Below are 23,673 nucleotides of genomic sequence, written 5' to 3'. Positions count from 1 at the left end.
TAGATTTTAGAAGAAAGACAGTAAAGGCATTGATTATTCTTTCTTTTTTCGTTAAAATAAAACAGGTATGGAAGTTGTTACATTTTGAATAGAATAGAGGTGCTAATTTGTTCCCAGAAAAAATTGAAGAGGCTTTCGAGCCAATGGAACAAGCAATCCAGTTATTGCAACAGTCATTGGATACTTCTTTTTTAGATGCGTATATTGAAAATGGTGAAAATATTTTAGATGATTTTCAAGTACGAGTACTTGACGGAGTACCTAATCCAGAGACAGTGAAACAATTAGAAACGCTGTATCATACGATTAAAAAAATTGATTTAGCTCCTGAAGATGTGCGACGCTTGTCCCAATTACTTTTGTTAAAAGGAACGAGAAAAGAGCAGCTTCAAGCAAATCATCAATTGACGCCAGACGGTATTGGCTTTTTGTTTGTTTATTTAGTAGAACAATTAACAAATAAATCAGAGCCATTAAAAATTTTAGATCCTGCTTCAGGAATGGGAAATTTACTGTTAACGGTTCTGCTGAACCTTGAAACAGCTGGTTACAAAGTTTCTGGTTATGGTGTGGATATCGATGAAACACTTTTGGCAGTATCTTCTGTGAACAATGCTTGGTCACAAGCCAATATTCAGTTGTTCCATCAAGACGGATTGCAAGATTTGTTATTGGATCCAGTTGATTTAGCATTAAGTGACTTGCCGATTGGCTATTATCCAAATGATGAGCGAGCAAAGGGATTTGCTGCTGCTGCGGAGGAAGGCCATAGTTATGCGCATCATTTATTAATGGAACAAGCCATGAAATACGTGAAGCCAGCAGGGTTTGGCTTATTCTTAATCCCGACCAATATTTTAGAGACTGAGCAAAGTGAATTCTTTAAAAATTGGTTGACAAAAAATGTCTATTTACAAGGAATGATACAGTTACCTGATGAATTGTTTAAGTCAGAACAATCACGTAAAAGTATCTTGCTTGTTCAAAACAAAGGTGCAGATGCTGAGCAAGTGAAGGAAGTTTTGTTAGCAAAACTTGCCTCTTTGAAAGATATCAATAAAGTAACGGAGTTCTTTAAACAATTTGAAGCTTGGAAATCTTCAAATTTAAAATAAAATAGTAACGAAGAGGAGAAAATTATGTCTAAAACAATTGCAATTAATGCAGGTAGTTCAAGTTTAAAATGGCAATTATACCAAATGCCAAATGAAGAAGTGATCGCTAAAGGAATCGTTGAACGTATTGGCTTAAAAGATTCTATCTTCACAATTAAATATGGTGAAGGACAAAAATATGAAGTAATTGTTGATATTGATAACCATGAAGTGGCAGTAAAAATGTTACTAGACCAATTAATCGACTTAAACATTTTAGGTTCTTATGATGAAATTACTGGTGTTGGTCACCGTGTAGTTGCTGGTGGAGAAGAATTTAAAGATTCTGTTGTTATTACAGACGAAGTATTAGAAAAAATTGAAGCTTTATCTGAATTAGCACCTTTACACAACCCAGCGAATGCGATGGGGATTAAAGCATTTAAACATATCTTACCAGAAATCATTAGCGTGGCAGTCTTTGATACGTCGTTCCACACAACAATGCCAGAACACAACTATTTATATAGTGTACCGCGTGAATACTATGAAAAATTTGCTGCACGTAAATATGGGGCACATGGAACAAGTCATCGTTATGTCTCTCAACGTGCTGCAGAAATGTTAGGTCGTCCAATTGAAGACTTGAAAATTATCACTTGTCACTTAGGAAATGGTGCTTCAATCACTGCAGTTGATGGTGGTAAATCAGTCGATACATCAATGGGCTTCACTCCTCTTGCTGGCGTTACAATGGGGACTCGTTCAGGGGATGTTGATGCGTCACTATTGCCTTATTTAATGACAAAACTTGGCTTGACTGATGTACAAGACATGGTTGATATTTTAAACAAAAAATCTGGTTTATTAGGTTTAACAAATGGTTTATCAAGCGACATGCGCGATATTCAATCAAACTTAGATAAACCTGAAGTTCAAACAGCATACAACATTTTTATCGATCGTATTCGTAAATACATTGGTAGCTATGTCACTGTTATGAATGGCGTTGATGCGATTGTCTTTACTGCTGGAATCGGTGAAAATGCAGTTGGCGTTCGTAAAGATATTATTGATGGCATGACTTGGTTTGGTTGTGAAATCGATGATGACAAAAATAATGTACACGGTGAAGAAGCAGTTATCTCAACTGATGATTCAAAAATCAAGCTTCTATTAGTACCAACTGATGAAGAGTTAATGATTGCCCGTGACGTAGAACGTCTAAAATAATTAAACGAACACACCTTGTGAGATGCTCTCACAAGGTGTGCTTAATAGGTAAATAAGAAAAAACTGAGCCAACTATCAAAAGTGATAGTTGGCTCAGTTTCTTTTTATTTTTCTTCATTTTTTGGTAATTTGTTGTCTAAATCCGTCCGTACAACGAGAACATCGCAACTAGCGTTACGGATAACTGATTCAGAGACAGAGCCAATAAATAAACGCTCAACGGCATTTAATCCAGTTGCTCCTAACATAATTAAATCAATGTTGTATTCTTTTGGTAATTCTTTGGCAATAATGTTCTTAGGAGAACCATAGGCTAGAACGCTAGAGACTTTTGTTTGTCCCATATCCACCGCTTGTTGTTGGTAGGTGTCTAAGGTTTCTTTTGCCATTGACATTGCTTCTTCTGCTAGCGCACCATCAAAAGAGGACACTGATTGGAAAGAGCGCGTATCAACAACATGTGCTAATAGTAATTCAGCATCGTTTCGTTTAGCGACGTTGACCGCTTTTTTAAAGGCTAAGTCTGCTTCGTCAGAACCATCGATTGCTATCATAATTTTTTGATATTGTTGTAACATAATAACCGCTCCTTTCAGCGTAAAAAAAATCATTAATTGTTTCTATAATAATTGTAAAACAAACAAAGAAAAAAAGAAACTGAAACCGCTTCTTTTTTTCTGAATATTGGCATTTTTTTGTAAAAAAAGAACCTGGGACAAAAATCACTTTGGATTTTTGTCCCAGGCTTAAAAATTGATAAACGGCGGAAACAGAAGCAACTCCTTCGGAAATAAGCCGAAATTCTCCAAAAATTAAAGAACAATTTTCGGAAATTCCTTCTTATTTCTCGGAGTTAAACACTTCTGTCCCGACCTCTTTAAATTCATCGTCTTTTATGACATTTTTTTTGCAAAAGTTAAACTAAACAACGTTGAAAGTAATAAAACAAAAAAGATAAAACCAATTGACAATAACGGGCGATTAAAAATAGCCGCTAGAACACCTAGAATGGCGATAATCAAGTAATAACGCCCAAAACGTTCGATAAACTGTTGACTTTCTGTTGCAGTTTCTTTTTTTAAGAGTGGTAAAAAAGCTGCACTTTTCTTCATCAAATAATAACTGGCTACGCCTGTGACAACGGCGAGTAATAGTACGAGTATACGAATCATCTTGTCCTCCAAAAAAAAACAACTTGCCAGAGCAAATTGTTTAGAAATCTTCATAAAAATGGTAAAATCCGTCGATGCCGGTAATCGTCCTAGAGTATTGAACCCGCAAGATAAGCAGGTGGGTTCCTCGATCGCAGTATTGAACTACCAAAAGAAAAGGCATGTTACCAACTTTGATACAAGCAGGATCCCTAGATATCAATAAAAATGTTCGGTCAACACAGTGAAAGGACAACGCGTACATCACAGATTTACCATCTTTATAATAGCATACTCTCTCAAAATCGGCAACGAGATTGTTTCTTTTTTTGAAAGCGTATTATTTTGTTATTTTTTCTGTTTCCATTCTTGGATACGCTTGAGTTGCTGATGTAAGGCTTGTTCATATTTACCAATATCAATCGGTTCGTAATAACGTGCCTCTTTTAATTTGTCAGGTAAGTATTGCTGATTGACCCAACCGTTTTCAAAATTATGTGGGTATTGATAACCAATACCACGGTTTAATTCTTTGGCTCCAGCATAGTGGGCATCACGTAAATGATCAGGAACGTCTCCCACAGAGCCTTGTCGAATATCTGCCAAAGCAGCATCAATCGCTGTGACTGCAGAATTTGATTTTGGCGATAAACATAAATCAATGACGACACTGGCTAGAGGAATTCTAGCTTCTGGAAACCCTAGCTTTTCGGCGGCTTGAACAGCGGTGACTGTCCGAGCGGCGGCCGCAGGATTCCCAAGACCGATATCCTCGTAAGCAATAACCATTAAACGACGACAAATAATCGGTAAATCACCTGCTTCAACTAAGCGACCCAAATAATGAAGTGCAGCATCTACATCGCTTCCTCGAATCGACTTTTGGAAAGCGGAAATCACGTCATAATGGGCATCGCCATCTTTATCATGCGTTAAGGCTTTTCGTTGCACGCACTCTTCAATAATCGGTAAGGTGATCTTAATTTCGCCTTGTTCATTTTTTGGTGTTGATTTAACAGCTAATTCTAGTCCATTTAGCGCACTACGTAAGTCACCGTTCGTTGCGCGTGTCAAATGTTGTAATGCTTTTTCTTCTAAGTGGACAGGATAATCGCCTAAGCCACGTGTGCTATCGGTTAAGGCTTCTTGAATCGCTTGCTGAATGTCTGTTTCCGTTAAGGGCTTTACTTCAAAGATTTGCGTACGACTACGAATCGCAGGATTAATTGTGATATATGGATTTTCGGTAGTGGCTCCAATCATAATAATTCGTCCGTTTTCTAAATGAGGGAGCAAAAAATCTTGTTTTGTTTTATCTAATCGGTGAATTTCATCAAGCAGTAAAATCACTGTGCCACTCATTTTGGCTTCTTCAGCAACGATTTGTAAATCTTTTTTGGTGTCTGTGGCCGCGTTCAACATGCGAAAGGCATAATTTGTTGAACCAGCGATTGCGCTGGCAATACTGGTTTTACCAGTACCAGGCGGCCCATAAAGAATCATCGATGAAAGCATTTTGGCTTCGACCATCCGACGAATAATTTTACCAGGGCCGACTAAATGTTGTTGACCAACTACTTCGTCTAAGTGACGAGGTCGCATTCGATAGGCTAAAGGTTGTTGCATAAAAGGACCTCCTTTTTCATAATCATCTTATTATAACATAAAGAACGTACATTCGCTTTTTGGTGGTTTTTTGGGTTTTAGATGGATATAGCGGAAGGTTTCGTGTATGATAGGGAGTGGTGAAAGAAATGAAAGAAACGATAAATATCTTTAACACAAAAACAACTGAAGAAGTGGCACAATACTTGTTAGGGATGTATTTAGAGCACGAAACAGCAACAGGCGTTTTAGGTGGGTACATTGTGGATGCAGAAGCTTATTTAGGTCCTGATGATGAGGCGGCCCATAGCTTTGGCTTGAGAAAAACGCCACGCTTACAAGCCATGTATGACAAACCAGGCACGATTTATTTATATACTATGCACACGCATTTAATTTTAAATATGGTGACACAAGAACAAGGCAAACCACAAGGGGTGATGATCCGCGCGATTGAACCTGTTGAAGGTGTCGACAAAATGATTGAAAATCGCCAAGGACGTCAAGGCGTGGAATTGACCAATGGACCAGGTAAATTAGTTGCAGCCTTAGGAATTGATAAGCAATTATATGGGCAGTCGATTTTTTCTAGTTCGTTACGGCTCGTGCCAGAAAAACGAAAATTCCCGAAAAAAATTGAGGCACTACCACGAATTGGAATTCCCAATAAAGGTCGTTGGACAGAGTTGCCTTTAAGATACGTCGTGGCTGGCAATCCATATATTTCTAAACAAAAAAGAACAGCAGTAGACCAAATAGATTTTGGCTGGAAGGATGAAGAAAATGAAAAAAACAACAATGCTCACATACTTAGAGGAACAACTTGAAAAACACTTAGCAGATTACGAAGTAGGACTTGATTGGGATCGTAAAAACCATACCATCGAAGTTATTGTTCGTTTATATGCAGAAAACAATGAGCAAGTGGCAATTGATGATGTTGATGGTACGCTTTCAGAAGAAGCATTTATTGAATTTGAAGATGGCTTGTTATTTTACAATCCGCAAAAGTCAGTCGTTGATGATGAAGATTATTTAGTCACAATTCCTTATGAAGGAAAGAAAGGACTACGCAAAGCAGTTTTAGACGGATTCATTCACTATTTAAAAGTGGTTTTAGATGAAGGGCAAAGTGATTTGTTAGACTTTTTATCAGATGAAACAGCAGAAGTTTTTGAATTGCATTGGGAGCCAGCAGATTTTGAAGCGATGATTAAAAAAATGGCAGAAACAGAAAAAGAACAATGGATTGCGTATCCAAGTTATTAATTTAGAGGTGAGAACATGAAGTGGACAGAAGTAAAAGTAGAAACGGCTAGCGAAGCAGTTGAAGCAATTTCAAACATTATGATGGAAGCTGGCGCAAGTGGTGTGGCCATTGAAGATGCGTTGGACATTGAAAATTTTGAAAGTGATCTGTATGGGGAAATTTTAGATAAAGAGCAATTCACCCACATTAAAGAAGGGGCGATTGTGATGGCTTATTTTCCTGAAACAACCTTCTTACCAGAAATTTTACCATTTATGAAAGAAAATATTTTACGCTTGCCTGAGTACGGCTTATCCATTGGTAAAAACGAAATGACAATTAGTGAAGTAGCAGAAAGCGACTGGGCAACTGCTTGGAAAAAATATTATCATCCTGTCCGTGTCACACGATTCTTAACGATTGTGCCAAGTTGGGAAGCCTATCACGCACAAGATGAAGCAGAAAAAATTATCACATTGGATCCGGGCATGGCTTTCGGTACAGGCACGCATCCAACGACTCGTTTAACCTTGCAAGCTTTAGAAACTGTTTTACGTGGTGGCGAAACAGTTCTAGATGTAGGAACGGGTTCTGGTGTTTTGAGTATTGCAAGTCGCTATTTAGGGGCTAAAGACGTCTACGCATATGATTTAGATGAAGTAGCAGTTGCAGCGGCAAAAGAAAATATGGATTTAAATCCCATTGCGGCCGATGTTCATGTGTCAGCCAATGATTTACTAAAAGGGATTGACCATTCTGCTGATGTAATCGTCGCAAATATTTTGGCAGATATTATTGTGTTAATGATTGAAGATGCTTGGCGTTTGCTAAAACAAGACGGTACCTTCATTATTTCTGGAATTATTGAAGATAAAAAAGCAATGGTTTTAGAAGCACTAACGAAAGTCGGGTTTGTGGTGGACCAACTCTTTAATCAAGGCGATTGGTATGCGATTATCTTGAAGAAACCAGAGGAAGAGTAAAATGCAACGGTATTTCATGAAAGAAGATTATCAAGAAAAAGATTTGTATAAAGTCGCAGATGAAAACTATCATCATATTGTGCGAGTTATGCGAATGACGCCGAATGATCGTTGTTATTTAGTATTTCAAAATAAAACTGCCATTTTAGCTGAGATTGTGGAAATTGATTCAACATCTGTTTACTTTAAAGAAATTAGTAAAGAAGAAATGGACAAAGAATTGCCAATTGAAGTGACGATTGCGTGTGGGTTACCAAAAGGGGACAAGTTAGAATGGATTGTTCAAAAAGGCACGGAGCTAGGTGGCAATCAGTTTATCGGCTTTCCTGCGAAAACTTCCGTTGTCAAATGGGACCACAAAAAAAGAGCAGCCAAAGAAAAAAGATTACAAAAAATTGCCACAGAAGCGGCGGAGCAATCGCATCGGCAGCAGACACCAAATGTTTCTTTGGTGGAAAAAACACAAGAAATCATTGCGCAATTTGACTCATATGACACAGTCTTGGTTGCGTATGAAGAATCAGCAAAACAAGGAGAAAAAAGTCAATTAGCACAAGTATTATCCACTTGCCAGCCAGGCGCACGTTTGTGTGTGCTCTTTGGACCTGAAGGTGGCTTTGCACCGCAAGAAATTGAACAATTTCTGCAGGCTGGGGCGAAACTTTGCGGGTTGGGTCCGAGAATTTTACGAGCAGAAACAGCACCGTTGTATCTTTTAAGTGCGGTTAGCTACCAAATGGAACTTTTAAATTAAACGAAAGCCCGCCTGTAAAATTCTTGTAGGCATTCTCTTTGAATAAAGAGAGAGTAAAAAAGCGACAGTGATTGAAATTTAAGGGAAATTTAGTATAATAGAGTTGTTGAAAGTGCTACTGTTTCAAGTGGTACTTTTCTTTTTTATTAAAATAGATAAAACGTGAACGAAGTGTTCTTTATCCAAAGGTCACCTTCATAGAGGAGTGAATACCATGCCAAAAGAAGAAATACTGACAGGCCCAGCGGTCATCAAAATTGTAAGTACCTATATGGGACCAGAACATGTTGAGTTGGTTCAAAAAGCATTAACTTATGCTGAAAAAGCACACGAAGGTCAAGTCCGACAATCAGGTGAACCTTACATCATCCATCCGATTCAAGTGGCAGGCATTCTGGCTGAATTACATATGGATCCCCATACTGTAGCAACAGGATTTTTACATGATGTTGTCGAAGATACGGACGTAACACTGGACGATTTAAAAGAAGAATTTGGCGAAGACATCGCAATGTTAGTCGATGGCGTGACGAAACTAGGAAAAATTAAATATAAATCTCATGAAGAACAATTAGCCGAAAACCATCGGAAAATGTTATTGGCAATGGCGCAAGATTTACGGGTCATTATGGTGAAACTAGCCGATCGTTTGCACAATATGCGCACATTAAAACATTTACGTGAAGATAAGCAACGACGGATTGCGCAAGAAACTTTAGAAATTTATGCGCCTTTAGCACATCGCTTAGGGATTAGTCGAATTAAATGGGAATTAGAAGATACGGCCTTACGTTATATTAACCCCAACCAATACTATCGAATTGTTAATTTGATGCAAAGTAAACGTGATGAACGTGAAGCTTATGTGGCAGAAGCAGTCGAAGATATTCGTTTAGCTACGGAAGATTTAGAAATTTACGCAGAAATATATGGTCGACCAAAACATATTTATTCAATCTATCGTAAAATGAAGGACCAAAAGAAACAGTTTAATGAAATCTATGACTTATTAGCCATTCGTGTTATTGTCGATTCCATTAAAGATTGCTATGCCGTGTTAGGGGCGATTCATACACGTTGGACACCAATGCCAGGTCGCTTTAAAGATTATATTGCTATGCCAAAAGCGAATATGTATCAATCTATCCATACGACAGTTATTGGACCAAAAGGGAATCCAGTAGAGGTCCAAATTCGGACCCATGAGATGCACCAAATCGCCGAATTTGGGGTGGCGGCTCACTGGGCCTATAAAGAAGGCAAAGCGGAAAAAATTGAAACAGATGAACTGACGAAGCAAGTCGATTGGTTCCATGAAATTATTGAATTACAAGATGAAAGCTATGATGCTTCTGAATTTATGCAAGGTGTGAAAGAAGACATTTTTAGCGACAAAGTCTATGTCTTTACGCCAAGCGGAGATGTAACCGAACTGCCAAAAGGCTCCGGACCACTAGATTTTGCCTACAGCATTCATACTGAAATTGGGAATAAAACAACCGGTGCGAAGGTCAACGGCAAAATGGTACAGTTAGACTATGTCCTAAAAAATGGGGATATTATTGAAGTCCTAACATCACCGAATTCTTTCGGACCTAGTCGCGACTGGTTGAAAATGGTTAAAACAAGTAAAGCTAAAAATAAAATCAAACGTTTCTTTAAAGAACAAGACCGTGAAGATAATATTATTAAAGGGCATGATGCTGTCATTAAATACATGACAGAAATCGGCTTTACACCAAAAGAATTTTTAACGAAGAATAAAATGGCGGAAGTGCTAGATAAATTCAAATTTCAAACGGAAGATGATTTATTTGCGGCAGTAGGTTATGGCGAAGTAAGTGCGCAAGTAGTGTGCAATCGTTTAACAGAAAAAGAACGCCGCGAACAAGAGTTGGAACGCCAACGTCAAGAAGCAGAAGAGTTGTTAAATCAGCCAGCTAAAAAAGAATCAGAAAAAATGAAAGTTCGTCATGAAGGCGGCATCGTGATTCAAGGGGTGGACAACCTATTGATTCGTTTAAGCCGCTGTTGTAATCCAGTGCCTGGTGATGAAATCGTTGGTTACATTACCAAAGGACGTGGCGTTTCAATTCATCGTGCGGACTGTCCTAACGTACAACATCAAGAAGAACTAGCACAACGTCTAATTGAAGTTGAGTGGGAAGATACCGAGCACAGTCGCAAAGAATACGCTGCCGATTTGGAGATTTACGGCTATGATCGTAGTGGCTTACTGAGTGATGTTTTACAAGTCATTAGTTCGATGACAAAAAATTTAGTTGGCGTTGAAGCTCGTCCATCCAAAGATAAGATGGCCCAGATTCATGTCACTGTGAAAATTCAAAACCTTTCTCATTTAAAAACCATCGTTGACAAAATTAAAAGTGTACCAGATGTTTATAGTGTTCGTCGAACCAATGGGTAAGTGTTAAAAGTGAGGCAAAAAAGATGAAAGTAGTTATTCAAAGAGTCAGTCAAGCACAAGTTGCGATAGAAGAGCAGATAGTGGGACAAATCAAACAAGGCTTCATGGTGCTGGTGGGCATCCATCAAGAAGACACGCCAGAAGATGTGGCTTATGTTGTTGGCAAAATTAGTAAATTACGTGTTTTTGAAGATGACGAAGGAAAAATGAATCGCAGCATTCAAGAGATTGAAGGATCAATTCTAAGTATCTCTCAATTTACCCTCTATGCAAAAACTAAAAAAGGCAATCGTCCCAGTTTTATTGAAGCGGCTCGTCCAGATGTGGCGATTCCTTTGTATGAATTATTTAATCAACAATTAGAAGCAGAAGGAATAGCGGTAGCCACAGGAGAATTTGGCGCGGATATGCAAGTGTCGTTGACCAATGATGGTCCAGTAACCATTGTGATTGATACACGAGAAAAATAATTGATTTTCCTGTCGGAACCCCTTGACTTTCTAAGAGAACTTTAGTAGTTTATAGATAATATTAAAAATCTACGAAGGAACGAGTAAGTTTCATCTGTCTGCGAAGAGAGAGTTGCCGTGGCTGAGAGCAACTTCAACAGTGAAAGTGAAAGACATTCTGGAGATGGACGGAAGAAAAGCCGTCCCGTTACGAGCGTTAATCGTTGAGGAAAGAGTAAAATCTTTCAAAACTAGGTGGTACCGTGTAAAAGAGACTTTTACGCCCTTGTATGTTCAACATACAAGGGCTTTTTTCATTTTTAGAAAAAAGAAAATGGCGCACACATTTTTGTGGAATGATAGAAGGAGAGAAAGACAATGAGTTATCAAAAACCAAAAGGAACAAACGATATTTTGCCAGGAACTTCTGAAAAATGGCAATTTGTGGAAGAAACAGCTCGTTTGATTTTTAAAGATTATCAATACCAAGAAATCAGAACCCCGATTTTTGAACATTATGAAGTAATATCTCGCAGTGTTGGCGATACTACAGATATTGTTTCAAAAGAAATGTATGATTTTTATGATAAAGGAGACCGTCACGTGACGCTACGTCCTGAGGGGACAGCGCCAATTGTTCGGGCCTTCGTTGAAAATAAATTATATGGTCCGGAATATACGAAACCATATAAAACCTATTACATGGGGCCGATGTTCCGCTATGAACGCCCACAAGCTGGTCGTTTGCGTCAATTCCATCAAATTGGTGTGGAAGCATTTGGTAGTGAAAACCCAGCATTGGATGTTGAAATCATGGCTATGGCTTTGGACTTCTTCAAACAATTAGGCATCCAACAAATCAAATTAGTTATTAATTCCTTGGGGGATAAAGAAACACGTGCTACGTACCGTCAAGCATTAATCGATTATTTAGAGCCCCATATGGCAGAATTAAGCGAGGATTCACAACGTCGCTTACACGAAAATCCATTGCGGGTGTTAGACAGCAAAGATAAAAAAGACAAGGTGATTGTCGCAGAAGCGCCCTCCATTTTAGATTATTTAAATGAACCATCTAAAGCACATTTTGAAGCAGTAACTGATATGTTAGATTTACTAGAAATTCCTTATGAAATTGATAGTAATATGGTTCGCGGGCTGGATTATTACACACACACAATTTTTGAAATTATGAGTGAAGCGCCTAAAATGGGTGCGCAATCAACTATTTGTGCAGGGGGCCGATACAATGGTTTAGTTGAAGAATTAGGCGGCCCAGACACACCAGGTTTTGGTTTTGGTATGGGCATTGAGCGAGTGTTGTTAACAATGGAAGCTGAAGAAGTTGTGATTCCAGCGTTATCTGAATTAGACGCATATGTGGTTGGCATTGGTTCAGAAACCAACGTCGCAGCTTTGCAACTTGTTCAAAGCATTCGTAACTTTGGTTTCTCAGCTGATCGTGATTACATGAATCGCAAACCAAAAGCGCAATTTAAAACGGCCGATAAATTACAAGCAAAATTAGTTTTAACAATCGGTGAAAATGAATTGAATGAAGGCATTGTCAACGTAAAATCAATGGCAACACGCGAAGAAAAAGCCTTCCCGTTAAGTGCTATTCATGATTCATTTGATGAAGTGTATGACGAAATGATGACAAAAATGATTGAAGAATAAAAAGGAGAGATTGAGAAATGGCAAAACGCACAACCTATTGCGGCAATGTATCTGCCGAATTTATTGAAAAAGAAGTTGTATTAAAAGGATGGGTTCAAAAACGTCGTGACTTAGGAGGCGTTATCTTTATTGATTTACGTGACCGTGAAGGAATCGTCCAAGTGGTCTTTAACCCAGAAAAGTCAAAAGAAGCATGGGAAATTGCTGATAAATGTCGTAGTGAATACGTCATCGAAGTTAAAGGTCAAGTCGTTTATCGTGATAAAGAAGCGATTAATCCCAAAATGAAAACTGGCGAGTTTGAAGTGATGGCGACTGACATTACGATTTTAAATACTGCGAAAACAACGCCATTTACCATTGAAGATGACAATAACGTTAATGACGAATTGCGCATGAAATATCGTTATTTAGATTTACGTCGTCCATCAATGACAAACAACATTAAATTACGTCACCAAGTAACGAAAACAATCCGTCACTATTTAGATAATCATGACTTTTTAGACATTGAAACTCCTTATTTAGGCAAATCAACACCAGAAGGCGCTCGCGATTATTTGGTTCCTTCTCGTGTCCATGCCGGTCATTTTTATGCTTTACCACAATCACCACAACTCTTTAAACAATTATTAATGGGGGCAGGCTTCGATCGCTATTACCAAATCGTTCGCTGTTTCCGTGATGAAGATTTACGAGGCGACCGTCAACCAGAATTTACACAAATCGATATCGAAACGACCTTTTTAACACCAGAAGAAATTCAAACATATACAGAAAATATGTTGGCTGAAGTGATGAAAGAGACAAAAGGAATTGAGATTTCTGTTCCGTTTCCACGAATGAGCTATGACGAAGCAATGGCACGCTATGGTAGCGATAAACCCGACACTCGTTTTGCTATGGAATTAATTGATGTTGCAGATGTAGTGAAAGACGTAGACTTCAAAGTTTTCCAAGCAGCGTTGGAAAATGGTGGACATGTGAAGGCTTTGAATGCAAAAGGCGCCGCAGATAAGTATTCTCGTAAAGATATGGATAACTTAGGGAAGTATGTGAGTCAATTTGGCGCAAAAGGCTTAGCTTGGTTAAAAGTTGAAGAAGATGGCTTAAAAGGACCGATTGCTAAATTCTTAACAGAAGTTAGTGATGAATTAATTGCTGCTACCAATGCAGAAGTCGGTGATATTTTAATGTTTGGTGCCGATAAACCTGAAATCGTAGCCGCTGCTTTAGGTGCGGTACGTACACGTTTAGGTAAAGAATTAGGTTTAATTGATGAATCGAAATTCAATTTCTTATGGATTGTGGATTGGCCGTTGTTTGAATATGATGAAGAAGCTGGCCGCTATGTTTCTGCTCATCATCCATTTACACAACCAAAAGCAGAGGATGTGGCCCGCTTAGCAACAGACCCAGCCTCTGTGTATGCTGAAGCTTACGATGTTGTCTTAAACGGCTACGAATTAGGTGGCGGCTCATTACGGATCCATACACGAGAATTACAAGAAAAAATGTTTGAAACGTTAGGTTTTACAAAAGAAGAAGCACAAGACCAATTTGGTTTCTTGCTAGACGCATTAGATTACGGCTTCCCGCCACATGGAGGGATTGCTTTAGGGCTAGACCGCTTAGCAATGCTATTGGCTGGGGAAGAAAATATTCGTGAAGTGATTGCCTTCCCTAAAAACGGGAAAGCAATTGACCCAATGAACAACGCACCAAGTTTAGTTTCTCCATTACAATTGTTTGAATTAAACATTGATGTAACAGCCATTGACGAATAAGTGTTAAATCCAAAGAAAGAGTGACTTCATTGACGGATGAGGTCACTCTTTCTTTGGGAAGGAAAAGGATAACAAAATAAAAAGTGGCTGAGCTAAAAATCTGCCAATTGGCTGTTTTTTCTTTTTAGAAAACTTTGTATGATAACTGAGTGTATAAAGGAGCGAAACAAATGACAAAAATAATTTTAACAATTGGCGGTTCCGATCCTTTTTCAGGTGGCGGGATTCAAACAGATTTAAAAACGTTTGAAAATCATCAAGTCTTTGGCTTATCAACTTTAACTTGCCTTGCTACAGCCCCCAAGAATCATTTTCAGATTCATGACCTGGAGACTTCTTTGGTGAAAGAGCAACTCGCTTCCATACCTGCCGGGAGTTTAGACGGCATCAAGATTGGCTTGATTCACAGTGAAGAAAGTATGTTACAAATTGTAACCTTTTTGAAAAAGCACGCAGGTCTGCCGGTGGTGTTGGATCCTGTCTTGGCTTTTAAAGAAACGACTTCAGTTTATGAAAAAAGATACATGCAGTTATTGATTGAAAAACTTTTTCCATTCGCAACGATTATAACGCCTAATTTAAAAGAAGCAGAATTACTCATTGGCAGAAAATTAACAACCGTCGAAGAAGTCCAACAAGCGGCGGAAGAGTTAAACTCTTTAGGAGCGGCAACGGTGGTGATTAAAGGTGGTAATCGTTGGCTTGGTCAAGAAGCACGTGACTTTTTTTATGATGGACAACAACATATTCAATTGGTCAAAGAAAAAGTAATGGCCCACACCATTGATGGCGCTGGTTGTTCCTTTGCCTCTGCAATTGGTGCGAATTTAGTTAAAGGATATCCGTTAATTGAAGCAGTTGATTTAGCAAAAACATACGTTCATGAAGCCATTGTTTCTGGGGTCCAGCTAAATGCAGCTTTTGGAAGTGTGTGGCATGAAGGATTACTAGCAGGAGGTGTGGCGGATAATGACAAGAAAAATTAGTCTATATGCAGTAATTACCGCTTTAACAGTGGCTGTGTCAATGGTCTTTATTATCCCCGTCCCAGCAACAAATGGCTTTGTTACATTGGCGGATGCAGGGATTTACATTGCTAGTTTACTTTTTGGTCCGATTGGTGGCTTGACAGTCGGAGCTTTAAGCGGTGGTTTAATTGATTTATTGTCAGGCTATCCACAATGGTTCGTTTTTTCGTTATTGATTCATGGCGGACAAGGTTGGTTAGCAGGGCACTTCTTTAATAAAAATAAAAAGATGCAAACGCTAGGATTACTTTTAGCCAGTCTCCTCATGATTAGCGGGTATGCTTTAGCGACTAGCTGGCTTTACGGCGTGGGTGCGGGGATTGCCTCATTACCAGGGAATATCATTCAATCCTTATTTGGGGTGATTGTAGCATTGCCTCTTAGTCAAACATTAAAACGTGTGTTACCAAAAAATGGTCGTTTAGAAGAAAGAAGGATGAACAAATGACTATCGATGAAAAAATGTTAAAAGAACAGTTAGTGACAATTACAGAAGAAGTCATTACAGCAGGAAATTTACAAAAAGGGGACCTATTTGTTTTAGGTTGTACCACTAGCGAGGTAGTAGGTGGCGTCATTGGTAAAAATTCCAGTGCCGAAGTAGGACAATGGATTGTCTCAACCTTAATTGAACAATTAGATAAAAAAGGCATCTCTTTGGCTGTCCAAGGATGCGAACATATTAATCGTGCTTTAGCGATGGAACGTCGTGTGGCTGAAGAAAAAGGCTTTGAAATTGTCTCGGTAGTACCACAATTACATGCTGGCGGTTCTTGTTCAGTGGCTGCCTTTGAAAAATTTGATGAACCTGTGGAAGTTGAACATATTGTTGCTCAAGCAGGGATTGACATTGGCGATACATCTATCGGTATGCATGTAAAACATGTGCAAGTTCCTCTTCGCTTGAGCATTCGAACGTTAGGTGCGGCCCATGTTACAGCATTATATTCTCGTCCTAAATATATTGGTGGACCAAGAGCCCATTATGAAACAACCCAAGAACGAAATCGTTAAGATTTCGTTCTTTTTTCATTTCTATAAACATTTGATGAATCTTCCGTAATTATTATAGGAATCTCTTTTTTTCTCTCGGTAAACCACGTATAATATGAAAAGAAATGTAATTTATTGAAAACCTGAAACGAGGCTATTATTTATGAAAAAAATTTATGACGGACTGCCAGTTCATGACTATACAACAAAATTTTCTGTGTCGATTGTCTATGCTATTCTTGCATCAATTGCCATGAACTTTTTCTATCAACCAGGAAATATTTATTCCAGTGGCTTAACAGGCTTGGCACAAATTTTAACAACCCTCTCAACAAAAATTGTCGGTTTTAATGTGCCTGTCTCCATTACATTGTATCTTTTAAACGTGCCGTTATTCTTTATTGCGTGGAAAAAAATAGGTAAGAAGTTTACAATTTTTACTTTCATTACCGTGACTTTAACTTCATTATTTATGCATATTGTTCCGCAAACGGTGATGACCCAAGATCCAATTATCTGTGCTATTTTTGGTGGGGCGATTTCTGGATCAGGAATTGGTTTTGTCTTAAAAAACGGGGTTTCTTCTGGGGGATTAGATATTCTAAGCATTACCATTCGGAAAAAAACGGGGCGTTCCGTTGGCTCGATTTCAATTTATTTTAACGCACTAATTGTCTTCGTTGCAGGTTATTTATTTGGCTGGCAGTACATGTTCTACAGTGCGTTATCAATTTTTGTAAGTGGGAAGGTCACAGATGCCGTTTATACTAAGCAAAAGAAAATGCAAGTTATGATTGTCACCAAAAACCCAGATCGAGTCGTGGATGAGATTCAAAAGAAAATGCGCCGCGGTATTACAATTATTCATGAAGCGGAAGGGGCATATCGCCACGACCGCCAAACTGTTTTGCTAACTATTGTGACACGCTTTGAGTTGCCAAGTTTAGAAGCAGCCATGAAAGAAAGTGATCCGAATGCCTTTGTCAGCATCTCAGATAATGTTAAAATTTTGGGACGTTTTTACGAAGAAGACTACAAATAAAAGGATATGAAGCAACGAGAGAAGGGCTGTGTCTATTCTTTCGTTGCTTTTTTTGAAAAATAAGTAAAAAAATGCTTTGTGTGAGGACCTGAAATTCCCATTTAAACAAGAAGTTAATTGAAAGACGTTCGTGAATTCCTTTGCTTTTGGTTTAAGTAGATCTGATTATTCGGAAATAAGTCGCTATTGTTTCTCACAAACGAATGCTTTGTTTGGATTTGAAAGAAAACGATGAAAAAAGAATCATTTTTATTGAAAAGACCCAAAAAAACTGGTACACTAAGTGTGTAATTGATAAGTACTTTTAATACTGTTATGAATAAATAGTAGGAAAAACGAACATCAATTCTATTTTTTTAAAGTTCATAGGTCGTTTTCAGTCTTACTTGGACATATTTCGACCCACAAAAGGAGCGCATCATGTTAAAAGAATTTAAAATGATTGAAGCAGTTGCTCCAGATATGCTCGATGTATTACAAGAAAGATTCCAAATTCTTCGCAATATTTATTGGATGCAACCTATTGGACGTAGAAGTTTATCAGAAACGATGGGAATTACAGAGCGAGTCTTGCGTACAGAAACAGATGTTTTAAAGCAACTCAACCTGATTGAACCTTCAAAAAGCGGAATGACATTAACAGAACGCGGTTTGGAAGTCTACCAAGGCTTAGAATTAGTCATGAATCAATTGCTTGGCATGCACCAAATCGAAAAAGAAATGACACAGTACTTTGGCATTCAACGTTGTATCGTTGTTGCAGGAGATAGTGATATCCAAAAGAAAGTTCTTTCGGACTTTGGAGATGTCTTAACCAATACGCTGAATTTACTCTTACCAAATGGTGAGAATACAATTGCGGTTATGGGTGGGACAACAATGGCCATGGTGGCCGAAAATATGGGATCACTAGAAACTGAAAAACGTCATAATTTGTTTGTTCCAGCCAGAGGAGGGATTGGTGAAGCAGTTTCTGTCCAAGCCAATTCAATTAGTGCTGTAATGGCCAACAAAACGGGTGGTAACTACCGGGCGTTATATGTCCCAGAACAATTGAGTCGTGAAACGTATAATAGTTTATTACAAGAACCCTCGATTCAAGAAGTTCTTACGTTAATTAGTCATGCCAACTGTGTGGTGCACAGTATTGGTCGAGCGTTGCACATGGCGGCACGCCGAAAAATGTCTGATGACGAAATGGTTATGCTCAAACAAAAAAATGCCGTGGCAGAATCGTTTGGTTATTTCTTTGATGAAGAAGGAAAAGTGGTCTATAAAATCCCACGAATTGGCCTTCAATTAAAAAACTTACAAGAAATTCCCTATGTCGTCGCGATTGCGGGCGGCAAAACGAAAGCCAAAGCCATTCGCGCATATATGAAAAATGCACCAAAACAAACGTGGCTCATCACAGATGAAGCTGCTGCAAACGAGATTTTAAAAGGGGTAACCCTTTAAAATAAAAAATTTTTGATTTTCATAAGGAGGAAATCTTTAATGACAGTTAAAGTAGGTATTAATGGATTTGGACGTATCGGACGCTTAGCTTTCCGTCGTATCCAAGATGTAGAAGGAATCGAAGTAGTTGCAATCAACGACTTAACAGATGCTAAAATGTTAGCACACTTGTTAAAATATGACACAACTCAAGGCCGTTTCAACGGTACAGTTGAAGTTCACGAAGGTTCATTCAACGTTAACGGCAAAGAAATCAAAGTTTTAGCTAACCGTAACCCTGAAGAATTACCATGGGGCGAATTAGGCGTAGACATCGTTTTAGAATGTACTGGTTTCTTTACTTCTAAAGAAGCTGCTGAAAAACATTTAACTGCTGGTGCAAAACGTGTAGTTATTTCAGCTCCTGGTGGTAACGATGTACCAACAATCGTTTACAACACAAACCATGAAACATTAACTGGAGAAGAAACTGTAATTTCAGGCGCTTCTTGTACTACAAACTGCTTAGCTCCAATGGCTAAAGCTTTACATGACAACTTTGGTGTTGTTGAAGGTTTAATGACAACTATCCACGCTTACACAGGTGACCAAATGACATTAGACGGACCACATCCTAAAGGCGACTTCCGTCGTGCGCGCGCTGCTGCTGCAAACATCGTACCTAACTCAACTGGTGCTGCTAAAGCAATCGGCTTAGTAATCCCAGAATTGAACGGTAAATTAGATGGCGCTGCTCAACGTGTTCCTGTAGCTACTGGTTCATTAACTGAATTAGTTACTGTATTAGACAAAGAAGTTACTGTTGATGAAGTGAATGCAGTAATGGAAAAAGCTGCTAACGAATCTTATGGTTATAACACAGACGAAATCGTTTCTTCTGATATCGTAGGTATGACTTACGGTTCATTATTCGATGCAACTCAAACAAAAGTTATGACAGTTGGCGACAAACAATTAGTTAAAACTGTTGCTTGGTATGACAACGAAATGTCATACACTGCTCAATTAGTTCGTACTTTAGAATACTTCGCTAACTTATAAGATTCATTCTTATCATTAGTGAAATTTGAACAATTGTGAAATAATAAGCGGGGAAGCAACGCGCTTCTCCGCTTTCTTTTTTTAAAAAAGAAAAATCCTAAAATTGACAATACAGGAGGTCTACTCATGGCTAAAAAGACAATTAAAGATGTAGATTTAAAAGACAAAAAAGTCCTTGTCCGTGTTGACTTTAACGTTCCGTTAAAAGATGGCGTGATCACAAACGATAATCGTATCGTAGCGGCTTTACCAACAATCAAATACGTGATTGAAAATGGCGGAAAAGCAATTCTTTTCTCTCATTTAGGTCGTGTAAAAACAGAAGAAGACAAAGCTGGCAAATCATTAAAACCAGTGGCTGAACGTTTAAGCGAATTACTTGGTCAACCAGTTACTTTTGTTCCAGAAACACGTGGTAAAGAATTAGAAGACGCTGTTAACAATATGAAAGACGGCGACGTTTTAGTATTTGAAAACACTCGTTTTGAAGATGTTGACGGCAAAAAAGAAAGCGGCAATGACGCTGAATTGGGTAAATACTGGGCTTCTTTAGGCGATGTATTTGTCAATGATGCTTTTGGTACTGCACACCGTGCACATGCCTCAAACGTTGGAATTGCTTCAACTGGTATCCCAACAGTTGCTGGTTTCTTAATGGAAAAAGAAATTAAATTCATCGGCGAAGCTGTTGAAAATCCAAAACGTCCATTCGTAGCAATCTTGGGTGGCGCAAAAGTTTCTGACAAAATCGCTGTCATTGAAAACCTAATTGAAAAAGCCGATAAAATTTTAATCGGTGGCGGTATGGCTTACACATTCATGAAAGCACAAGGCTATAGTGTTGGTTTATCTTTACTTGAAGAAGATAAAGTGGACTTAGCGAAAAGCTTAATGGAAAAAGCTGGCGACAAATTAGTTTTACCGGTTGATACAGTTGTCTCTAAAGAGTTCAGCAATGACGCTCCTTTCCACACGGTTCCTTCAACTGAAATCCCAGATGATGAAGAAGGCTTGGATATTGGTGAAAAAACAATTGAATTATTCGCTAACGAATTACAAGGTGCGAAAACAGTTGTTTGGAATGGACCAATGGGCGTATTTGAAATGAGTAACTTTGCCAAAGGAACAATTGGTGTTTGTGAAGCGATTGCTAATTTAGAAGACGCAACAACAATCATCGGTGGCGGGGACTCTGCTGCTGCAGCAATTCAATTAGGCTACGAAAACAAATTCTCTCACATCTCAACAGGTGGCGGAGCAAGTTTAGAATTATTAGAAGGCAAAACTTTACCAGGTTTAGCTTCTATTAACGATAAATAATCAGTTTAAAAGACAATATTTTTAAAAAAAGAAAAGGATGTGCTTTTCATGCGCAAACCAATTATCGCTGGTAACTGGAAAATGAACAAAACTTTAAGCGAAGCACAAAGCTTTGCAGAAGCAGTAAAAAATGCTGTTCCATCAAACGACGTTGTTGACGCTGTGATTGGATCTCCAGCATTATTCTTAGCTCCTTTAGCTTGGAACCTAAAAGATTCTGAAGTGAAATTAGCTGCACAAAACTGCTACTGGGAAAACGCTGGTGCCTTCACTGGTGAAAACTCACCAGCTGCAATTGCAGATTTAGGTGTAAACTATGTGATTATCGGACACTCTGAACGTCGCGAATATTTCCACGAAACAGATGAAGATATCAATAAAAAAGCCAAAGCAATCTTTGCAAATGGTATGACACCAATCTTCTGTTGTGGTGAAACTTTAGAAACGTATGAAGCTGGTAAAACAGCGGAATGGATCGAAGGTCAAATCACTAACGGCTTAGTTGGTTTATCAAACGAACAAGTTGCTTCAATGGTTATCGCTTACGAACCAATCTGGGCAATCGGAACTGGTAAATCTGCAGATGCTAATATTGCAGATGAAATCTGTGGTGTTGTTCGTTCAACAGTTGAAAAATTATACGGCAAAGAAGTTTCTGAAGCTGTTCGTATTCAATACGGTGGTTCTGTTAAACCAGAAAACATCGCTGAATATATGGCAAAAGAAAACGTTGACGGTGCTTTAGTCGGCGGCGCAAGCTTAGAAGCAGACTCATTCCTAGCTTTATTAGATGCTGTAAAATAAGAAATCACTAACGGTAACGTTTTCTCAATGACTTTTGCAAAAAAATGTTTGCATAGTTTGCGAGAATTAACTACAATCATACATGAGGGAATCCCCTTAGTATAAATACAAACTCAAAGGAGAGACAAAACATGTCAATTATTACTGATATTTACGCACGCGAAGTCTTAGACTCACGCGGTAACCCAACAATCGAAGTAGAAGTTTACACTGAAAGCGGAGCTTTCGGCCGTGGAATGGTTCCTTCAGGAGCTTCAACTGGTGAATACGAAGCAGTTGAATTACGTGATGGCGACAAAGCTCGTTACTTAGGTAAAGGTGTTACTAAAGCTGTAGATAACGTAAACAACATCATTGCTGAAGCAATCATCGGTTACGATGTACGCGATCAAATGGCTATCGATAAAGCAATGATCGATTTAGATGGAACTCCTAACAAAGGTAAATTAGGTGCTAACGCTATTCTTGGTGTGTCTATCGCCGTAGCTCGTGCTGCTGCTGATTACCTAGAAGTGCCTTTATATCATTACTTAGGCGGATTCAATACAAAAGTATTACCAACTCCAATGATGAACATCATCAATGGTGGATCACATGCTGACAACAGTATTGACTTCCAAGAATTCATGATCATGCCTGTAGGTGCGCCTACATTCAAAGAAGCTTTACGTATGGGTGCAGAAGTATTCCACGCATTAGCTTCAATCTTAAAAGGTCGCGGCTTAGCTACTTCAGTAGGTGACGAAGGTGGTTTCGCTCCTAACTTAGGTTCAAACGAAGAAGGTTTCGAAGTAATCATCGAAGCTATCGAAAAAGCTGGCTATGTTCCTGGTAAAGACGTTGTTCTTGCTATGGATGCTGCTTCTTCAGAATTCTACGATAAAGAAAAAGGCGTTTACGTTTTAGCTGACTCAGGCGAAGGCGAAAAAACAACTGAAGAAATGATCGCGTTCTACGAAGAATTAGTTTCTAAATACCCAATCATTTCAATCGAAGACGGCTTAGACGAAAACGACTGGGACGGATTCAAAAAATTAACTGAAGTATTAGGCGATAAAGTTCAATTAGTTGGTGACGATTTATTCGTAACAAACACAACTAAATTAGCTGAAGGTATCGAAAAAGGTATCGCTAACTCAATCCTAATCAAAGTTAACCAAATCGGTACTTTAACTGAAACATTTGAAGCAATCGAAATGGCTAAAGAAGCTGGCTACACTGCAGTTGTATCTCACCGTTCTGGTGAAACAGAAGATTCAACAATCTCTGATATCGCTGTTGCAACAAACGCTGGCCAAATCAAAACTGGTTCATTAAGCCGTACTGACCGTATTGCTAAATACAACCAATTATTACGTATTGAAGATCAATTAGGCGATGTAGCTGAATACAAAGGCTTAAAATCTTTCTACAACTTAAAAAACAAATAATTCATTTAATGAATAACGCTTAAAGGGACAATTGGTTAATGAACCAATTCTCCTTATACTCGGACGTAAAAACACGCCTTTCTGCAAAGAAAGGCGTGTTTTTTTATATTTATAAAAATATTGAAAAAAATAGATTAGAAATAA

General features: G+C 38.5%; 23 protein-coding genes and 1 other RNA gene. 20 read left to right on the top strand and 4 right to left on the bottom strand.

Going from position 1 to position 23,673, the window contains the following annotated elements; translation table 11 throughout:
* Positions 1 to 107 precede the first annotated feature (107 nt).
* Positions 108 to 1,115 (top strand): class I SAM-dependent methyltransferase, encoded by a 1,008-nt coding sequence (locus IGJ37_RS08185; protein WP_002380426.1) that lies wholly within the window; start codon positions 108 to 110, stop codon positions 1,113 to 1,115.
* Between the two features lie 24 nt (positions 1,116 to 1,139).
* Complete coding sequence (locus IGJ37_RS08180) at positions 1,140 to 2,327, top strand: acetate/propionate family kinase (protein WP_002357064.1); 1,188 nt, start codon at positions 1,140 to 1,142, stop codon at positions 2,325 to 2,327.
* Positions 2,328 to 2,431: 104 nt separating this feature from the next.
* Here the strand turns inward: IGJ37_RS08180 and IGJ37_RS08175 are convergent, their stop codons facing one another.
* From IGJ37_RS08175 to IGJ37_RS08160, 4 genes are all read right to left on the bottom strand, one after another.
* On the bottom strand, positions 2,432 to 2,905 hold the full coding sequence (locus tag IGJ37_RS08175; RefSeq protein WP_002357065.1) for a universal stress protein: 474 nt from the start codon (positions 2,903 to 2,905) through the stop codon (positions 2,432 to 2,434).
* A 315-nt stretch (positions 2,906 to 3,220) separates the two neighbouring features.
* Entirely contained in the window at positions 3,221 to 3,553 is a 333-nt protein-coding gene (locus IGJ37_RS08170) for a hypothetical protein (RefSeq protein WP_002357068.1), read from the bottom strand.
* 7 nt (positions 3,554 to 3,560) lie between these two features.
* Positions 3,561 to 3,754: non-coding RNA, 6S RNA (gene ssrS / locus IGJ37_RS08165), on the bottom strand.
* 72 nt (positions 3,755 to 3,826) lie between these two features.
* On the bottom strand, positions 3,827 to 5,104 hold the full coding sequence (locus tag IGJ37_RS08160; RefSeq protein WP_002360030.1) for a replication-associated recombination protein A: 1,278 nt from the start codon (positions 5,102 to 5,104) through the stop codon (positions 3,827 to 3,829).
* Between the two features lie 128 nt (positions 5,105 to 5,232).
* Here IGJ37_RS08160 and IGJ37_RS08155 point away from each other — a divergent pair, with 128 nt between their 5' ends.
* The 18 genes from IGJ37_RS08155 to eno all read left to right on the top strand — a co-directional run bounded on the left by IGJ37_RS08155 (position 5,233) and on the right by eno (position 23,529).
* A complete protein-coding gene (locus IGJ37_RS08155; protein ID WP_010825347.1) occupies positions 5,233 to 5,910 on the top strand; it encodes a DNA-3-methyladenine glycosylase in 678 nt (225 codons plus the stop codon).
* Positions 5,867 to 6,352: a DUF3013 family protein gene (locus IGJ37_RS08150; protein ID WP_010825346.1), complete on the top strand. Its 486-nt coding sequence runs from the start codon at positions 5,867 to 5,869 to the stop codon at positions 6,350 to 6,352. Before IGJ37_RS08155 ends, IGJ37_RS08150 begins: the two co-directional genes overlap by 44 nt.
* 15 nt (positions 6,353 to 6,367) lie before the next feature.
* Positions 6,368 to 7,315: a 50S ribosomal protein L11 methyltransferase gene (prmA, locus tag IGJ37_RS08145; protein WP_002357075.1), complete on the top strand. Its 948-nt coding sequence runs from the start codon at positions 6,368 to 6,370 to the stop codon at positions 7,313 to 7,315.
* Position 7,316: 1 nt separating this feature from the next.
* Positions 7,317 to 8,069, top strand: a complete 753-nt coding sequence (locus IGJ37_RS08140; protein ID WP_086280254.1) for a 16S rRNA (uracil(1498)-N(3))-methyltransferase — start codon at positions 7,317 to 7,319, stop codon at positions 8,067 to 8,069.
* Positions 8,070 to 8,283: 214 nt separating this feature from the next.
* On the top strand, positions 8,284 to 10,497 hold the full coding sequence (locus IGJ37_RS08135) for a RelA/SpoT family protein (RefSeq protein WP_002357079.1): 2,214 nt from the start codon (positions 8,284 to 8,286) through the stop codon (positions 10,495 to 10,497).
* A 23-nt stretch (positions 10,498 to 10,520) separates the two neighbouring features.
* A complete protein-coding gene (gene dtd, locus IGJ37_RS08130) occupies positions 10,521 to 10,967 on the top strand; it encodes a D-aminoacyl-tRNA deacylase (RefSeq protein ID WP_002357080.1) in 447 nt (148 codons plus the stop codon).
* Positions 10,968 to 11,106: 139 nt separating this feature from the next.
* Entirely contained in the window at positions 11,107 to 11,328 is a 222-nt protein-coding gene (locus tag IGJ37_RS08125; protein WP_002383130.1) for a hypothetical protein, read from the top strand.
* On the top strand, positions 11,325 to 12,626 hold the full coding sequence (hisS, locus tag IGJ37_RS08120; protein ID WP_002362049.1) for a histidine--tRNA ligase: 1,302 nt from the start codon (positions 11,325 to 11,327) through the stop codon (positions 12,624 to 12,626). Before IGJ37_RS08125 ends, hisS begins: the two co-directional genes overlap by 4 nt.
* Before the next feature lie 17 nt (positions 12,627 to 12,643).
* Positions 12,644 to 14,413 carry an aspartate--tRNA ligase gene (aspS, locus tag IGJ37_RS08115; RefSeq protein ID WP_002360034.1) on the top strand — a complete coding sequence of 590 codons (1,770 nt, stop codon included), beginning with the start codon at positions 12,644 to 12,646 and terminating at the stop codon, positions 14,411 to 14,413.
* A 149-nt stretch (positions 14,414 to 14,562) separates the two neighbouring features.
* Positions 14,563 to 15,399, top strand: a complete 837-nt coding sequence (locus tag IGJ37_RS08110) for a bifunctional hydroxymethylpyrimidine kinase/phosphomethylpyrimidine kinase (RefSeq protein ID WP_002383128.1) — start codon at positions 14,563 to 14,565, stop codon at positions 15,397 to 15,399.
* Entirely contained in the window at positions 15,383 to 15,889 is a 507-nt protein-coding gene (locus IGJ37_RS08105; RefSeq protein WP_002357086.1) for an ECF transporter S component, read from the top strand. Before IGJ37_RS08110 ends, IGJ37_RS08105 begins: the two co-directional genes overlap by 17 nt.
* Positions 15,886 to 16,455 carry a TIGR01440 family protein gene (locus IGJ37_RS08100; protein ID WP_002365825.1) on the top strand — a complete coding sequence of 190 codons (570 nt, stop codon included), beginning with the start codon at positions 15,886 to 15,888 and terminating at the stop codon, positions 16,453 to 16,455. Before IGJ37_RS08105 ends, IGJ37_RS08100 begins: the two co-directional genes overlap by 4 nt.
* Positions 16,456 to 16,597: 142 nt before the next feature.
* Entirely contained in the window at positions 16,598 to 17,476 is an 879-nt protein-coding gene (locus tag IGJ37_RS08095; RefSeq protein WP_002357090.1) for a YitT family protein, read from the top strand.
* A gap of 420 nt (positions 17,477 to 17,896) precedes the next feature.
* Entirely contained in the window at positions 17,897 to 18,934 is a 1,038-nt protein-coding gene (locus tag IGJ37_RS08090) for a sugar-binding transcriptional regulator (RefSeq protein WP_002357092.1), read from the top strand.
* Positions 18,935 to 18,973: 39 nt separating this feature from the next.
* Positions 18,974 to 19,975, top strand: a complete 1,002-nt coding sequence (gap, locus tag IGJ37_RS08085) for a type I glyceraldehyde-3-phosphate dehydrogenase (protein WP_002357093.1) — start codon at positions 18,974 to 18,976, stop codon at positions 19,973 to 19,975.
* 126 nt (positions 19,976 to 20,101) lie between these two features.
* The gene (locus IGJ37_RS08080; RefSeq protein ID WP_002357094.1) at positions 20,102 to 21,295 is read left to right on the top strand and encodes a phosphoglycerate kinase; all 1,194 of its coding nucleotides are present in this window, start codon (positions 20,102 to 20,104) and stop codon (positions 21,293 to 21,295) included.
* Positions 21,296 to 21,343: 48 nt separating this feature from the next.
* Complete coding sequence (gene tpiA, locus IGJ37_RS08075) at positions 21,344 to 22,099, top strand: triose-phosphate isomerase (RefSeq protein ID WP_002362045.1); 756 nt, start codon at positions 21,344 to 21,346, stop codon at positions 22,097 to 22,099.
* Between the two features lie 131 nt (positions 22,100 to 22,230).
* Positions 22,231 to 23,529 carry a phosphopyruvate hydratase gene (gene eno / locus IGJ37_RS08070; RefSeq protein ID WP_002357098.1) on the top strand — a complete coding sequence of 433 codons (1,299 nt, stop codon included), beginning with the start codon at positions 22,231 to 22,233 and terminating at the stop codon, positions 23,527 to 23,529.
* The last annotated feature ends 144 nt before the right edge of the window (positions 23,530 to 23,673 follow it).

This window comes from Enterococcus sp. AZ104 (assembly GCF_050546705.1).
Classification (GTDB): domain Bacteria; phylum Bacillota; class Bacilli; order Lactobacillales; family Enterococcaceae; genus Enterococcus; species Enterococcus faecalis.
Note: the sequence above shows the minus strand (reverse complement) of the source record. Positions and strands in the feature narration are given on the sequence as shown.